The following is a 16,414-nucleotide window of genomic DNA, read 5'->3' as shown; positions in this document are numbered from 1 at the left end:
CAACACCGCCCCCGCCATGCCGGGCGCGACCGGATTCGGCTGCGGCTCGCGCCACGCGTCGAGCAGATCGCGGGCGCGCGTGTCGGGCCAGAGCATCGCGGCGCGCAGCGCGCGGCCATCGGCGGCGCTCGGCACGACGCCGTGCATCTGCCCGGAAAAGCCGATTCCGCGCACCGCGTCACGCTCGCTCGCGGGCAGGCGCGACGCGGCATCGACGAGCGCGGCGTACCACGCATCGACCGTGGTTTCGGCCCAGCCGGGCTGTGCGCTCGTCACCGCGTAAGCCGCGCTCGACGACGCGATTTCACGCCCGCTTTCGTCGACGATCGCGAGTTTGAGGGAGCCCGTGCCGAGATCGATGCCTAAGAAACGCATAGGATGTCGAGTCTGAAAAGACGTTAGGGAAAACGCGCAAATCCGGGGTTTACCCCGCCATCGCGCGATGAACACGAAAAATGGACTATACGCGCGGCGTGATGCACATCATAACGACCGCCCGAAGATCGAGGCCTTCCGTCAGGCAACGAATTTCCCGCGATATGCGCCAAACCCCTTGTGGCAAGGCCCTCCGCACGTTTGCGCCGCCAATGGCGCGTGAAACCCATATCGGCTCGCGAACGCGACGTATAGCGCCGCATGGTCTTGTTCATGCGCTCCGATGCACTTAACTTGGAGGCCATTCAAATGGAAGTAGACATAGGAGAGAGACATGGCTTCAAGTTCGGTGAACCCGTCGGTGCATCCGTGCGACGAACGGCTCCCCGCCGGTCAACTGCTGACGCTCGGCATCCAGCACGTACTGGTGATGTACGCGGGCGCGGTGGCCGTGCCGCTGATTCTCGGCGCCGCGATGGGCCTGCCGAAAGACCAGGTCGCCTTTCTCATCAGCGCGGATCTGTTCTCGTGCGGCGTCGCCACGCTGATCCAGACGCTCGGCCTGTGGATCTTCGGCATTCGCCTGCCCGTCATCATGGGCTGCACGTTCGCCGCCGTCGGACCGATGGTCGCGATCGGCACCAATCCCTCGCTCGGCATTCTCGACGTGTTCGGCGCGACCATCGCGGCGGGCGTGATCGGCATTCTGCTCGCGCCGATGATCGGCAAGCTCTTGCGCTTCTTCCCGCCGGTCGTGGTCGGCACCGTGATCGCGGTGATCGGTCTCTCGCTGATGGGCGTGGGCATCAACTGGGCGGCGGGCGGCATCGGCAATCCCGACTACGGCAATCCGGTGTATCTGATGCTGTCGCTCGTCGTGTTGTCGCTGATTCTGCTCATCAACAAGTTCGCGCGCGGTTTCATCGCGAATATTTCGGTGCTGCTCGGGATCGTCGTGGGCTTCGTGCTCGCCGCGATGCTCGGCCGCGTGAACATGGATGGCGTCGCGCACGCGCCGTGGGTTGGCATCGTGCTGCCGTTTCACTTCGGCATGCCGCATTTCGATGCGCTCTCCGTCGCGACGATGGTCATCGTCATGTTCGTCACGTTCATCGAATCGACGGGCATGTTCCTCGCGGTCGGCGATCTCGTCGAGCGTCCGGTCGATCAGAAAGCGCTCGTGCGCGGCCTGCGTGTCGATGGTCTCGGCACGCTGATCGGCGGCATTTTCAACTCGTTCCCGCATACGTCGTTTTCGCAGAACGTCGGCCTGATCGGCGTGACGGGCGTGAAAAGCCGTTTCGTCTGCGCGACCGGCGGCGTGATTCTCGTCGTGCTCGGCCTCTTTCCGAAGATGGCGCAGGTGGTGGCGTCGGTGCCGCCGTTCGTGCTCGGCGGCGCGGGCATCGTGATGTTCGGCATGGTCGCGGCGAACGGCATCAAGACGCTGTCGCGCGTCGACTTCTCGAAGAACCAGCACAACCTGTTCATCGTCGCGGTGAGCGTCGGGATGGGCATGGTGCCGGTCGTCGCGCCGAAGTTTTTCACGCAACTGCCGCACGCGCTGGAGCCGATCCTTCACAGCGGGATTCTGCTGGCGTCGGTGACGGCGGTCGTGTTGAACGTCGTGTTCAACGGCGTGCGCAAGGAACGCGATGCGCGGCGTGACGCGCGTGAAGCCGCGCATGAGTTCGAAGGCGCGGCCCACGCGGGCGACGCGCACTAAGGAAGTCGTAACCCTGGAAGTGTTTGCTGGATGTTTGCTGGATGTTTGCGTTATGCGCCGCGGTGGGAGCCGCGGCGTTTTTTTTGTTTTCGCCCGATGCAATGAAAAACACCCCACGCGCCGATGATCGAGCGCGTGGGGTGCGGAAATACGTCAACGTGAAAGCGAAGCCGCTAACTCGCGTCCACCGCTCGCGGCGTCTCCCCCGTCCGCTCGATCCAGCCGCCTCCCAGCGCCTGATAGAGCGACACGAGATTCGCCAGCCGCTGCGTGCGCGCGGTGATCAACGTCTGCTGCGCCGAGTAGAGATCCTGCTGCGCGGTCAACACGCCGAGATAGCTATCGACGCCATTCCGATACCGCAGCGTCGACAAATCGAGCCGCCGCTGCTGCGCGGCCGTGTCGCGTTCGAGCGCGTCGATCTGCTGATCGTAAGTGCCGCGCGCGGCGAGGCCGTCGGCGACATCGCGGAACGCCGATTGAATCGCCTTCTCGTACTGCGCGATCTCGATCCGCTTCTGGATGTTCGCGAGGTCCAGATTCGCGAGGTTCTGCCCGCCTTCGAAGATCGGCAGCGTGATCGTCGGAGCGAAGCCCCATGCGGCCGAGCCCGGCTTGAACAAGCCGCCGAGCGTCGGGCTCAGCGTGCCGAAGCTTCCGGTGAGCGAGATGCTCGGAAAGAACGCCGCCCGCGCCGCGCCGATATTCGCATTCGCGGCAAGCAGATTCTGCTCTGCCTCCATGATGTCCGGCCTGCCCAGCAAGACATCCGACGGCAGTCCCGCCGGAAGATCGGTGAGCAGATTCTGGCCGCCGAGCGGCATGCCGCGCGGCAGGTCGGCTGGCATCGGCTCGCCGAGCAGCAGGACGAGCGCGTTGACCGCCTGCGCACGCGAACGCTCTTGCGCCTGCAGATTCGCCGCCGCGCTTTGCATGACCGTTTGCGCCTGGCTCAGATCGAGTTCCGACGCGGTGCCGTGGTCGAACTGAAGCTTCACGATGCCGTACGAATCGCTCGTGCTCTTGAGCGTCTGACGGGTGACGGCGAGCAGGTCGTCGGCTTGCAGCACTTGCAGATACTGCGTCGCCACCTGCGACACCAGCGAAATCTCCGCTGCCTTGCGCGCATAAGCCGTCGCGAAGTATTTCGCGAGCGCCTGATCCTTCAGGCTCTGCACCCGGCCGAACAGATCGATCTCCCACGACGCATTCAGGCCCACGGAATACGTGTTCGAAATGGTCTGGTTGAACATCGACAGATCCGTCGGCGTGCGCTGCTTCGACTGGCCGCCTTGCGCCGCGAGCGTCGGGAACAGTTCGGACCGCGTGATGCGGTACTGCGCCTGCGCCGCCTGCACATTGAGCATCGCGACACGCAGATCGCGATTGTTCTTCAACGAGATGCCGATGAGCTGCTGCAGCCGCGCGTCGACGAAGAAGTCGCGCCAGCCGATGTCGGCGGCGGCCACGCCGTCCGCGCTGCGCGAGCCGTCGTTCGCCGGGCGCGGCTGCGTCGCATATACGCCGCCCGACGGGAAGCCCGCCGAAACCGGCGCCGCGGGGCGCTCGTACTTCGGCGCCATCGTACAGCCGGTCGCCAATACGGCGATGGCTGTTGCAATCAAGGAAAGTCTACGCATGTCAATGTCCTTCGTTGCCCTGTTGGGCGCGCCTCTGGGCGGCGTAATTCGCGAGCGCGGTATCGGCGTCTTCCTTGTCGCCACCGAAGTGCGCACGCACGACGACGAAGAACATCGGCACCATGAAGACCGCGAGGAAGGTCGCGGCCAGCATGCCGCCGACCACGCCCGTGCCGAGCGCGTGCTGGCTACCCGAGCCCGCGCCGTTGCTGATCGCGAGCGGCATGGTGCCGAGAATGAACGCGATCGAGGTCATCAGGATCGGACGCAGACGCAGGCGCGCGGCTTCCATCGCGGCTTCGATCGGTCCCATCTTTTGCGAGAGCTGGAGATCGCGCGCGAACTCGACGATCAGAATCGCGTTCTTCGCCGACAAGCCGACCGTCGTGAGCAGGCCGACCTGGAAGAACACGTCGTTCTCCAGTCCGCGCAGCGTCACGGCGAGCAGCGCGCCGATCACGCCGAGCGGCACGACCAGGATCACGGAGAACGGAATCGACCAGCTTTCATACAGCGCCGCGAGACACAGGAACACGACGAGGATCGAGATGCCGTAGAGAATCGGCGCTTGCGAGCCGGACTGGATCTGCTGGTACGAGAGCCCCGTCCATTCGTAGCCGATACCCGCCGGCAGTTTCGCCGCCAGCGCTTCCATTGCGTCCATCGCCTGGCCGGTGGAGTTGCCGGGCGACGCCACGCCTTGAATTTCGATCGACGAAAGTCCGTTGTAGCGTTCGAGCTTGGGCGAGCCGTAGCTCCACTCGCCCGACGCGAACGACGAGAACGGCACCATCGAGCCCGATGAGTTGCGCACATACCAGCTATCGACGTGCTCCGGCGACATGCGGAACGCAGGTTCGCTTTGCATGTACACCTTCTTGATGCGGCTGTCCGTATCGAGGAAGTTGTTCACGTACTTCGACGCCCACGCGATCGAGAAGGTCTGGTCGATCAACGACGGTTCGACGCCTTGCGCGAACGCCTTCTGACGGTCGATGTTCACCTTGAACTGCGGCGCGTCGTTCAGGCCGTTCGGCCGCACCTGGGCGAGCATCGGATCCTTCGCGGCCATGCCGAGCAGCATCGCGCGCGCCTGCATGAGCTTTTCGTGCCCGAGACCGGCGCGATCCTCAAGCTCGAAATCGAAGCCCGAGGCCGTGCCGAGTTCCGGAATGGACGGCGGATTCACGGGGAACACGAGCGCATTCTTGTATCCGGCGAACGCGCCGAACGTGCGGCCGACCAGCGCCGGTACTTTCTCGTTGGCGCTCAAGCGCTGCTTGAAGTCCTTCAGCCGCACGAAGACGAGGCCCGCGTTCTGGCCATGCCCCGCGAAGCTGTAGCCGTTCACCGTAAATACCGAGTCGACGATCCCGCTTTCCTCCTTCAGCAGATAACCGGCGACGTCGTTCAGCGCGCGCTGCGTCATTTCCTGCGTAGAGCCCGCTGGCGTGGAAACCAGCACGAACATCGTGCCCTGGTCTTCATCCGGCAGGAACGCCTTCGGCAGGCGCGTGAACAACATGCCGACCGCCACGATGATTACGAGGTAAATGATGAGCCAGCGCCCCGAGCGCCTGATGACGTGCGCCACGCCGCTGTGGTACTTGTCCTGGCCCTTCGCGAAGTTGCGGTTGAACCAGCCAAAAAAGCCCGTCGTCTTCTCCGCGTGCCCTTTGGGCACCGGCTTCAACATGGTCGCGCACAGCGCCGGGGTGAGCACCATCGCGGTGAAGACCGAGAGCGCCATGGCCGAGACGATCGTCAGCGAGAACTGACGGTAGATCGCTCCGACCGAACCGCCCGTGAACGCCACCGGCACGAACACCGCCGCGAGCACGAGCGCCACGCCCACGAGCGCGCCGGTAATCTGGCCCATCGCCTTTTTCGTGGCTTCCTTGGGCGGTAGCCCTTCTTCCGCCATCACCCGCTCGACGTTCTCCACGACCACGATGGCGTCGTCCACCAGCAGGCCGATGGCGAGCACGAGGCCGAACATCGACAGCGTGTTGATCGAGGAGCCGACCGCCGCCATGACGCCGAAGGTGCCGAGCAGCACGACCGGCACGGCGATGGTCGGAATGAGCGTCGCGCGCACGTTCTGCAGGAACAGGTACATCACGAGGAACACCAGCACGATGGCCTCGAAGAGCGTCTTGACGACGTCGGCGATGGACTGCTTGACGAACGGCGTGGTGTCGTACGGATACTCGACGACGAGGCCCGGCGGGAAGTACTTCGACAGCGCGTCGATCTCCGCGCGCACCGCGTTCGCCGTGGCGAGCGCGTTCGCGCCCGTCGCGAGCTGGATGCCCAGGCCCGCGGCCGGCTTGCCGTTGTATTGCGTCTCGAAGTTGTAGTTCTCTCCGCCGAGCGCGACACGCGCGACATCCCTGACGCGCACTTGCGAGCCGTCCTGGTTCACCTTCAGCAGCACGTTGCCGAACTGCTCGGGCGTGCGCAGGAGGGTCGCCTCGGTGATGGTCGCCTGCATCGACTGGCCCGGGACGGCAGGCGTGCCGCCGAGCTGGCCGGCTGCGACCTGCACGTTCTGCCCCTGCAGCGCGTTCTGCACGTCGACCGGCGTGAGGTTGAATTTGTTGAGCTTGTTCGGATCGAGCCAGATGCGCATCGCATACTGGGTGCCGAACAACGTCACCGTGCCGACGCCGTTCAGACGGCTGACCGGATCCTGAACGCGCGACGCCACGTAGTTCGCGAGGTCGTTGCGAACCATGCTGCCGTCTTCCGACACGAACGCGAGCACGATCAGGAAGCTGCTGCTCGATTTCGTTACGCTGATGCCGAGCTGCTGCACGACTTGCGGCAGGTTGGGCGTCGCGAGCTGCAGCTTGTTCTGCACCTGCACCTGCGCGATGTCGGCGTTGGTGCCCGCCGCGAAGGTCAGCGTGACCGTGGCGTTGCCGCTGTCGTCGGAGGTGGAGGACAGATACAGCAGGTGATCGAGGCCGCTCATCTGCTGCTCGATCACCTGCGTGACGGTGTTTTCCACGGTCTGGGCGGATGCGCCCGGATAGTTCGCGGAAATCTGGATCGCAGGCGGCGCGATGGTCGGATACTGCGCGACCGGCAGCGTCGTCACCGACGCCACGCCCGCGAGCATCATGATGATGGCGATCACCCACGCGAAAATCGGGCGATCGATAAAGAAATTGGCCATGAAGCGTGTCTCCGTCCTTACGCGCCGGCAGCGCCGGACGCGGCCTTGCCTGCGCCCGCGCCCGAGGCCGGCTCAGCCGGTGCGGCCGGTGCGGCCGGTACGGCCGGTGTGGCCGGTGCAGCCGGCAGATGCGCCGGCACCGCCTTTACGGGCATGCCGGGACGCGCCTTGTCGATGCCTTCGACGATCACGCGGTCGCCCGGCTTCAGTCCGCTGTCGACCACCCAGTTCTGGCCGTAGGTGCCCGAGGTCACGATCGGACGGAGCGCCACCTTGTTGTCGCTGTCGACGACCATGGCTTGCGCCGTGCCCTTCTGGTCGTGCGTCACGCCCTGAACCGGCACGACCAGCGCGTTCGGATTCACGCCTTCCTCGATGTGCGCGCGCACGAACATGCCCGGGAGAAGCACGCGGTCCTTGTTCTCGAAAATGGCGCGCACCGTGACCGAGCCGGTGGACTGGTCGACGGTGACGTCGCTGAATTGCAGCTTTCCCTGCTCGGAATAGACGCGGCCGTCTTCCAGGATCAGCGTCACCTTCGCGGCGTTCGGGCCGTCCGTCGAAAGACGTCCTTCCTGGATCTGGCGACGCAGCTTGAGACCGTCGAGGCTCGATTGCGTGAGGTCGACGTACATCGGATCGAGCTGCTGGACAGTCACCATCAGCGTCGCCTGCGCCGCCTGCACGTATGCGCCCGGCGTGACCTGCGAGATTCCCGCCTGGCCGGTGACTGGCGAGATCACATCCGTGTAGCCGAGGTCGATCTGCGCGGTGTCGATCGAGGCCTTCGCCTGCGCGACTTCGGCGGCGGCCTGCCCTTGCGACGCCACCGCGTTGTCGTAGTCCTGCCGGCTCACCGCGTTGGATGCGACGAGCACCTTGTAACGCTCCGCCTGCGCGGTCGTCGAGACCAGGTTCGCGTGCGCCTTCGCATACGAAGCCTTGGCGCTGTTCAGTTGCGCGATGTACGGCGCCGGGTCGATCTTGTAGAGACGCTGACCCGCCTTCACGGTACCGCCTTCGGTGAACTCGCGGCGCAGCACGATGCCGTTGACGCGCGCGCGCACTTGGGCATCGAAGAAGGCGCTCGTGCGGCCCGTCAGCTCCGTGCTAACCGGCACGGCGGCCGTTTCGAGCGTGACGACGCCGACTTCCGGCGCATGCTGCGCGGCTGCGGGTGGCTTCTCGCCGCAGGCTGCTGCAAGCATGGCGAGCGCGGTAACGCTGATGAGACGGTATGGAATCCGTTTAAGACGCATGGAACGCAAACCTCTTTAGTTACTGAAGATGAATCGCGCGCATCCGCGCGCTAGCGGCGGGCCGCACGCGACGTGCCGTCGTGCGATGCGAAAGTCGCGGATCGCGGCGCCCGCGCCATAGGTGCGGTCTCCGCTCGATTCGGATGGGGCTGACCGCCCTCAAAGAGAAGGCCGGTCGTATTTTTGGGATAACTAATTTTGGGATAACTAAGCGAGCCCGGCTTTCGGGTCGAGCTTCGAGAACGGGAAAGACTGTCCTCGAACGATCGACGGAGCAGCTGGCGTCGTCACGACTGCGCACGACTGCGACAAGCGGCCGATTATAAATATCGTGCTTGGCGAGGATGTCTAAGGAACCGGCAATTGTGTAGAAATTTGACTTACATAAAACAAATATGGCGAACGCGCCGTCGTGCTGGAAATGCCGCCGAAAGGTTATGCGTCAGGCAACTGCTTTTGCATGGGGGCGGCGCGCGTTTGTAACGCGCCAAAGAAAAAGCCCGGCGCGTGGCCGGGCTTCGCGTGCATCGATTTTTGGCGAATCAACCCGCCGCGGGAGCCGAGGCCGGCTGCGGCGCGGCTTGCGAGCCGTAATCCGCCGGCGCATCTGCCGGAAGGGGCGTATCGCCGGAACGCTCGATCCATCCGCCGCCCATGTACTGATACAGATTGACGAGGTTGGTCAGGCGATCCAGCCGCGCCGTGATCAGCAGTTGCTGCGCCTCGTAGAGCGCCGTCTGCGCGGTCAGCACCGACAGATAGCTGTCCACGCCATTGCGATAGCGCAGGTCCGACAACTCCAGACGCCGGCTCTGCGAATTCACGAAACGTTCGAGCGACTTGATCTGCTCGTCGAAGGTGCCGCGCGCGGCGAGGCCATCCGCGACTTCGCGAAACGCCGTCTGGATCGCTTTCTCGTAATTGGCGATCTCGATGCGCTTCTGCACGTTCGCGAGATCGAGGTTCGCCTTGTTCTGGCCGCCCTCGAAAATCGGCACCGTGATTTGCGGCGCGAACGACCACGCCGCCGAGCCGGGCTTGAACAGGCCGCCAAGCGTCGGCGAGAGCGTGCCGAAGCTGCCCGTCAGCGAGACGCGCGGGAAGAACGCGGCGCGCGCCGCGCCGATGTTCGCGTTGGCCGCGAGCAGCGACTGCTCGGCGGCAGCAATATCGGGACGGCGCGTGAGCAGATCGGACGGCAGACCCGCCGGAATATCGGAGAGCAGGTTCTGCGTGTCGAGCGGCATGCCACCCGGCAGATCGGCGGGCAGCGGCTCGCCCACCAGAACCACGAGCGCATTTTCCGCCTGCGCGCGCAGACGCGCCTGCTGCTGCAGATTCGACTGCGCTTCTTCGACCACGCCTTCGGACTGACGCAAATCGAGTTCGGTGCCCGTGCCGTTGTCGTACTGCAGCTTCGTGATGCGATACGACTCCTGCGCGGTCTTCAGCGTGTTCTGCGTGACGAGAAGCGCGTCGTCGTAGGCGAGCATCGTCAGATACTGGTCCGCCACCGACGAAACCAGCGCGATCTGCGCCGCCTTGCGCGATTCCGCCGTCGACAGATATTGCGCGAGCGCCTGATCCTTCAAGCTCCGGATGCGCCCGAAGAAGTCGATTTCCCACGACGCGTTCAGGCCGACCGAATACTCGTTCGAGATCGTATTGCCGAAGAACGACAGGTTCTTCGGCGTGCGCTGCTTGGTCTGCGACGCGGCGCCGTCGAGCGTCGGGAAAAGACCGGCGCGCGTGATCTGATACTGCGCGCGCGCCGCGTCGACGTTGAGCACCGACACGCGCAGGTCGCGGTTGTTCTTCAGCGCGAGTTCGACAACCTTCTGCAGGCGCGCATCGGCGAAGAAATCGCGCCAGCCGATATCCGGCGCGATCTGCCCGTTCGCGCTGCGGCCGTTGCTCGCGCTCGAACTCGCATCCGGCTGGTGCGCGTAGACGCCGCCTTCCGGAAAAGTCTGCGTGACGGGCTCGGGCGGGCGCTCGTATTTCGGCTGGAGCGTGCAGCCCGCGGCGAATACCGCCACGGCTGCCGCGATCAAGGAATGTTTAAGCATCTCAGTGTCCTTCCTTACCGTTCGTGCCTTCGATCTCGCCGGACGAACCCGGTGCCGGTACATCCTTGCCCTTGCTGAACTTGCTGATAACCACGAAGAACATCGGGATCATGAAGATGGCGAGGAAGGTCGCGGTCAACATGCCGCCGATCACGCCGGTGCCGATCGCGTGCTGGCTCGCCGAGCCCGCGCCGTTACTGATCGCGAGCGGCATCACGCCGAGAATGAACGCGAGCGAGGTCATCAGGATCGGGCGCAGCCGCAGCCGCGCCGCTTCCATCGCGGCTTCCACCGTCGACATGCCCTGGATGCGCAGATCCCGCGCGAATTCCACGATCAGAATCGCGTTCTTCGCCGAGAGACCCACCGTCGTCAACAGGCCGACCTGGAAGAACACGTCGTTTTCCAGACCGCGCAGCGTTGCCGCGAGCAGCGCGCCCAGCACGCCGAGCGGCACGACCATGATGACCGAGAACGGAATCGACCAGCTTTCATACAGCGCCGCGAGACACAGGAACACGACGAGAATCGAGATGCCGTAAAGAATCGGCGCCTGCGAACCCGACTGGCGCTCCTGATACGACAGACCCGTCCATTCGTAGCCGATGCCCGCCGGCAGCTTCGCCGCGATCGCTTCCATCGCGGTCATCGCCTGACCGGTCGACTTGCCGGCCGCGGCCGCGCCCTGGATTTCCACCGCCGAGATGCCGTTGTAGCGTTCGAGCTTCGGCGAACCGTAGGTCCAGTTGCCCGTCGCGAACGCGCCGAACGGCACCATCGTTCCCGCGCCATTGCGCACGTACCACTTGTTCAGATCGTCCGGATTCATGCGGAACGGACCGTCGCCCTGCACGTAGACCTTCTTGATCCGGTTGTCGACGTCGAGGAAGTTGTTCACGTACTGCGACGCCCACGCGATCGAGAATGTCTGATCGATGTCCGACACAGCGACGCCGAGCGCGCTCGCCTTCTCGCGATCGACGTTCACCTTGAACTGCGGCGTGTCGTTCAGGCCGTTCGGACGCACCTGCGCGAGCGTCGGGTCCTTCGCGGCCATGCCGAGCAGCATGTTGCGCGCTTCCATCAGCTTCGCGTGGCCGAGGCCGCCGCGATCCTGCAACTCGAAGTCGAAGCCCGCCGCCGTGCCGAGTTCCGGAATCGAAGGCGGATTGACCGGGAAGATCATCGCGTCCTTGTACGGCGCGAAGTGCATGAACATCCGTCCGACGAGCGCCTGGACCTTCTGGTCGCTGTGCTGGCGGTCCGCATAGTCCTTCATGCGCACGAACACGAGACCGGAGTTCTGGCCGCGACCCGCGAACGAGAAGCCGTTCACCGTGAACACCGATTCGACGATCGACTTCTCGTCCTTCAGCAGATACTCCTGCACGTCCTTCAACACGTGCGCGGTGTACTCCTGCGTGGAACCGGACGGCGCGTTCACCAGCACGAACATCGTGCCCTGGTCTTCGTCGGGCAGGAACGACTTCGGCAGACGCAGGAACAGCATGCCCACCGCGACGATCACGACGATATAGATGATCAGCCAGCGTCCCGAGCGGCGAATGACGTGCTGCACGCCGCTGTGATACTTCTCCTGGCTCTTGTTGAAAGTGCGGTTGAACCAGCCGAAGAAGCCCTTCTTCTCAGGCTGATGCCCTTCCGGATGCGGCTTCAGGATCGTCGCGCACAGCGCCGGCGTGAGAATCAGCGCGACCATCACGGAGAGCACCATGGCAGCGACGATCGTCAGCGAGAACTGCCGATAGATCGCGCCGACCGAGCCGCCCGAGAACGCCACCGGCACGAACACCGCCGACAACACGAGCGCCACGCCGACCAGCGCGCCGGTGATCTGGTCCATCGCCTTGCGGGTCGCCTCGCGCGGCGATAAATGCTCTTCCGACATCACCCGCTCGACGTTCTCCACGACCACGATCGCGTCGTCCACCAGCAGGCCGATCGCCAGCACGAGACCGAACATCGACAGCACGTTGATCGAGAAGCCCACCGCCGACATGATCGCGAACGTGCCGAGCAGAACAACCGGCACCGCGATCGTCGGGATGATCGTCGCCCGCAGGTTCTGCAGGAACAGATACATCACGAGGAACACGAGCACGATGCCTTCGATCAGCGTCTTGACCACTTCCTCGATCGAGAGGCGCACGAACGGCGTCGTGTCATACGGATACTTCACCACGAGACCGTGCGGGAAGTACTTCGACAGATCGTCGATCTTCTGGCGCACGAGCTTCGCCGTCTGCAGCGCGTTCGCGCCCGTGGCGAGCTGAATACCGAAGCCGGCGGTCGGCTGCCCGTTGTACTTCGTATCGAAGTTGTAGTTTTCGCCGCCGAGTTCGATCCTCGAAACGTCCTTCAGCAACACGCGCGAGCCGTCCTGATTCACCTTCAGCAGGATGTTGCCGAACTGCTCCGGCGTGCGCAGCAGCGTCGCCTCCGTGATGGTTGCCTGGAGCATTTGCCCCGGCACCGCGGGCGTGCCGCCGAGCCCGCCCGCCGCCACCTGCACGTTCTGGTTCGTGATGGCGTTCTTCACGTCGACAGGCGTGAGCGCGAAGTTCGTGAGCTTGGTCGCATCGAGCCAGACGCGCATTGCGTACTGCGAGCCGAACAGCGTCGTCGTGCCGACACCGTCGATACGCGAGAGCGGGTCCGCCACGTTCGACGCCACGAAGTTCGCGAGGTCGTACTTGCTCATGCTGCCGTCTTCGGACACGAACGCGAGCACGAGCAGGAAGCTCGAACTCGATTTCGTGACCTTCGTGCCCAACTGCTGCACAACTTGCGGAAGCAGCGGCGTCGCGAGCTGCAGCTTGTTCTGCACCTGCACCTGCGCGATGTCCGGGTTCGTGCCCGCCGCGAACGTCAGCGTGACGGTGGCGGTGCCCGAGTCATCGGAGGTCGACGACAGGTAAAGCAAGTGGTCGAGGCCGGTCATCTGCTGCTCGATCACCTGCGTCACCGTGTTTTCGACGGTGCTCGCGGATGCGCCCGGGTACGTCGCGCTGATCTGGATCGCAGGCGGCGCGATGGTCGGATACTGCGCGACCGGCAGCGTGAAGATCGACGCCATCCCCGCAAGCATCAGGATGATCGCGATCACCCACGCGAAGATCGGTCGATCGATAAAAAACTTTGCCATGTAACAGGCTCCCTTTTATTGCGCGCCCGATGCGGCGGCGGCGGACGATGCGGCCGGCGCAGCGCTCGCGCCGCCGGCATTCGCTGAAGCGGCGCCCGATGCGGCCGGCGCTTGCGCCGCCTGCGCGTCCGAGGCGGCTACCGGGTAGGGGAATTTCGCGTCGACCGGCTTCACCTGCATGCCGGGCTTCGCCTTCTCGACGCCGTTCACGATCACGCGATCGCCGGGCTTCAGGCCGCTGTCGACCACCCAGTTGTTGCCGAAGGTGCCGCCCGTAGCGAGCTGGCGCAGTTCGACCTTGTCGTCCTTGTTGACGACGAGCGCGGTCGGCGTGCCCTTCTGGTCATGCGTGACGCCGATCTGCGGCACGACAAGCGCGTGGTCGTTCATGCCTTCCTGAATGCGCGCGCGCACGAACATGCCCGGCAGCAGCACGCGATCCTTGTTCTGGAAGATTGCGCGCACGGTCACGGAACCGGTGCTCTGATCGACGCTCACGTCGGAGAACTGCAGCTTGCCCTGCTCGGTGTAAGTGCGGCCGTCTTCGAGCGTGAGCGTGACCTTCGCGGCGTGAATGCCTTCGGTCTGGAGGCGCCCTTCCTGAACCTGCCGACGCAGTTGCAGGCCCTCGACACTCGATTGCGTCAGATCGACGTAGATCGGATCGAGTTGCTGCACGGTCGTGAGCAGCGTCGCGGCGCTCGCCTGGACGTATGCGCCCGGCGTGACCTGCGACAGACCGGTGCGGCCGGTGATCGGCGAGACGACGTCGGTGTAGCCGAGGTTGATCTGCGCGGTATCGACCGATGCCTTGCCCGCGGCGACATCCGCCACGGCCTGGCCCTGCGCGGCTACGGCGTTGTCGTAATCCTGCTTCGACACGGCATTGGCCGCGACGAGAATCTTGTAGCGCGACACGAGCGCGTTCTGCGACGCGACGTTCGCCTGCGCCTTCGCGAGCGTCGCCTTGGCGTTGTTCAGCGTCGCGATGTACGGCGCCGGATCGATCTTGTAGAGCCGCTGACCGGCCTTGACCTCGGAGCCTTCCGTGAATTCACGGCGCAGCACGATGCCGTCGACCCGGGCGCGCACTTGCGCGACGAGGTAGGCACTGGTGCGGCCCGGCAAATCGGCGATGACCGGCACGCTCGTCGGCTGCACGGTGACGATGCCTACTTCGGGCGTTTGCGGCGGAGGCGCTGATTGTTTTTGCCCGCACGCTGCCAGGAAAACGGCAGCCGTCGCGGCGGTGATTAAGCGGAGTGGAACCCGTTCGACGCGCATGGAGCGACCTCTGTCTAAGACTGAGAGTGAATTTGGGTACGCGGCGGCCTTCCCCGGGCAACGCCGCGCACGAGCGTCCCGAGGACGCTGCGAATACACCAACTTGTCCGACGAGTGGGCGGCGCCGCCAGCTGCGGGCGGCGCCTCATGCCCGTGCGCGACGCTCGGAGGCGTCGCCCGTGACCAGGACGGCCAGAACGGGCAATGGAACGGAAAGCTTATTCGAAATCCGCCCGCCGGATGAATTTGTGAATATTCGTAAACGGGTGGTATTGTATATACATTCGTGGATGAATGTAAAAAACTGTACGTGTTTATCCCCATAGGAGGCGAGAAAAAACCGCCTCGGGGAATCGATTGCGTTAGACGAATCTTCGACAAGACCGCTAAAAAGCGGTCCTTCAACAGCAGTAGCAGGAGCAGACGGCCAAAGGCCGCAGGATATGGTCAGACGAACCAAGGAAGAAGCGCAGGCGACGCGCAACCGGGTGCTCGACGCAGCCGAGCGCGTCTTCTACGAGAAGGGCGTGTCGCGCACGACGCTCGCGGATATCGCGCAGGCGGCGGGCGTGACGCGCGGCGCGATCTACTGGCATTTCGCCAACAAGGGCGATCTGTTCAACGCGATGTTCGACCGCAGCTTGCTGCCGCTCGACGAACTCGTCGAAACGACGCTCGACGGCAAGGAAGAAGACCCGCTCGCGCGCCTTCGCGACCTGTTCATCTGGTGCATGCGCAATATCACGACCGACGAGCAGCGCCGCCGCGTCTTCGACATCCTCTTCATGAAATGCGAGTTCGTCGAGGAAATGGGACCGGTGCGCGAGCGGCATCAGAACAACATGCGCGACGGCATGGAGCGCATCGAGCGCGCGCTGCGCAACGCCGTCGAAAAGAAGCAGCTTCCCGCGACGCTCGACACGGGCCGCGCGACGACCATGCTGCACTGCCTTTTCACCGGCATCCTGCACGATTCGCTGATGCTGCCGGACATCGTGCATCCCGAGCGCGACGCCGAAGCGCTCATCGACGCGTGCTTCGACGCCTTGCGTTGCAGTCCGGCGCTGCTGCTGTCACCGGCCGGCGCCTGAACTTGCCGCACGCGCCCGCTGGTTCGATGCGTAGATGTTGTCGCGCGCGGGCGGCTCGCCGGTTTCCAGCGCGCCGATCCATTCGTCGGTGCGGAGCACGGCGGCGAAGCGCGACTGCATCACCACCGTGAACACGCGATGGATCTCTTCCGCGCTGGCGCGGCCCGCACTGTTTTCGTAGGGCACGGCGCCGCTTGCATCCACGAGGAATTCCACCGCGAGACCGGCATGCACCGCGTGCTTCACGGTCGAATCGTCGCAGTTGTGCGTCATGTAGCCCGCGATCGTGATCGTGTCGATGTCGTGCGCGCTCAGCCAGTCGGCGAGATCGGTGCCGGCGAACGCGCTCGGCAGCGATTTTTCGACGTAGTGCGCGCGCGGGCGCGAGCCCACCGTTTCGTGCAAGTCGGCCATTGCGGACCCGCGCGCGAAGATCGGCGCGCTCGCCGGCGCGAAATTCTGCACGACGACGACCGGCACGCCGTGCCTGGCGGCGGCGTCCATCGCCCGGGCGATATTGGCGAGCGACACGTTCACATCCGGATATTCGATCAGCAAGTTGCCTTCGACATACTCGTTCTGCACGTCGATGACGATCAGGGCGCGGCGCGGCATGGTCAGCT

The 16,414-nt window shown here is 64.5% G+C and carries 10 protein-coding genes; 2 read left to right on the top strand and 8 right to left on the bottom strand.

Going from position 1 to position 16,414, the window contains the following annotated elements:
• On the bottom strand, positions 1-375 hold a 375-nt coding region (locus AWB82_RS02765; RefSeq protein WP_268811014.1), incomplete at its 3' end, for an FGGY family carbohydrate kinase.
• A 334-nt stretch (positions 376-709) separates the two neighbouring features.
• On the opposite strand from AWB82_RS02765, the gene AWB82_RS02760 reads away from it, so the two are divergent.
• Positions 710-2,101 carry a nucleobase:cation symporter-2 family protein gene (locus AWB82_RS02760; protein ID WP_086965582.1) on the top strand — a complete coding sequence of 464 codons (1,392 nt, stop codon included), beginning with the start codon at positions 710-712 and terminating at the stop codon, positions 2,099-2,101.
• A gap of 173 nt (positions 2,102-2,274) precedes the next feature.
• Here the strand turns inward: AWB82_RS02760 and AWB82_RS02755 are convergent, their stop codons facing one another.
• The 6 genes from AWB82_RS02755 to AWB82_RS02730 form a co-directional block, all read right to left on the bottom strand.
• A complete protein-coding gene (locus AWB82_RS02755) occupies positions 2,275-3,741 on the bottom strand; it encodes an efflux transporter outer membrane subunit (protein ID WP_086965580.1) in 1,467 nt (488 codons plus the stop codon).
• Position 3,742: 1 nt separating this feature from the next.
• A complete protein-coding gene (locus tag AWB82_RS02750) occupies positions 3,743-6,922 on the bottom strand; it encodes an efflux RND transporter permease subunit (RefSeq protein WP_086965578.1) in 3,180 nt (1,059 codons plus the stop codon).
• Between the two features lie 17 nt (positions 6,923-6,939).
• Entirely contained in the window at positions 6,940-8,181 is a 1,242-nt protein-coding gene (locus tag AWB82_RS02745) for an efflux RND transporter periplasmic adaptor subunit (RefSeq protein WP_086965576.1), read from the bottom strand.
• 542 nt (positions 8,182-8,723) lie between these two features.
• Positions 8,724-10,250, bottom strand: coding sequence for an efflux transporter outer membrane subunit (locus tag AWB82_RS02740; RefSeq protein WP_086965574.1), 1,527 nt, complete (start codon positions 10,248-10,250; stop codon positions 8,724-8,726).
• Position 10,251: 1 nt separating this feature from the next.
• On the bottom strand, positions 10,252-13,416 hold the full coding sequence (locus AWB82_RS02735; protein WP_086965572.1) for an efflux RND transporter permease subunit: 3,165 nt from the start codon (positions 13,414-13,416) through the stop codon (positions 10,252-10,254).
• Positions 13,417-13,431: 15 nt separating this feature from the next.
• Positions 13,432-14,700, bottom strand: a complete 1,269-nt coding sequence (locus AWB82_RS02730) for an efflux RND transporter periplasmic adaptor subunit (protein ID WP_086965570.1) — start codon at positions 14,698-14,700, stop codon at positions 13,432-13,434.
• 443 nt (positions 14,701-15,143) lie between these two features.
• Here AWB82_RS02730 and AWB82_RS02725 point away from each other — a divergent pair, with 443 nt between their 5' ends.
• A complete protein-coding gene (locus AWB82_RS02725; protein ID WP_086965568.1) occupies positions 15,144-15,791 on the top strand; it encodes a TetR family transcriptional regulator in 648 nt (215 codons plus the stop codon).
• Here AWB82_RS02725 and AWB82_RS02720 read toward each other — a convergent pair.
• On the bottom strand, positions 15,774-16,406 hold the full coding sequence (locus tag AWB82_RS02720; RefSeq protein WP_086965567.1) for a cysteine hydrolase family protein: 633 nt from the start codon (positions 16,404-16,406) through the stop codon (positions 15,774-15,776). The two genes, AWB82_RS02725 and AWB82_RS02720, sit on opposite strands and share 18 nt — an antisense overlap.
• Positions 16,407-16,414: the final 8 nt, after the last annotated feature.

The organism is Caballeronia glebae, assembly GCF_001545035.1.
GTDB lineage: Bacteria > Pseudomonadota > Gammaproteobacteria > Burkholderiales > Burkholderiaceae > Caballeronia > Caballeronia glebae.
This window is presented reverse-complemented; position numbering and strand designations above follow the sequence as displayed.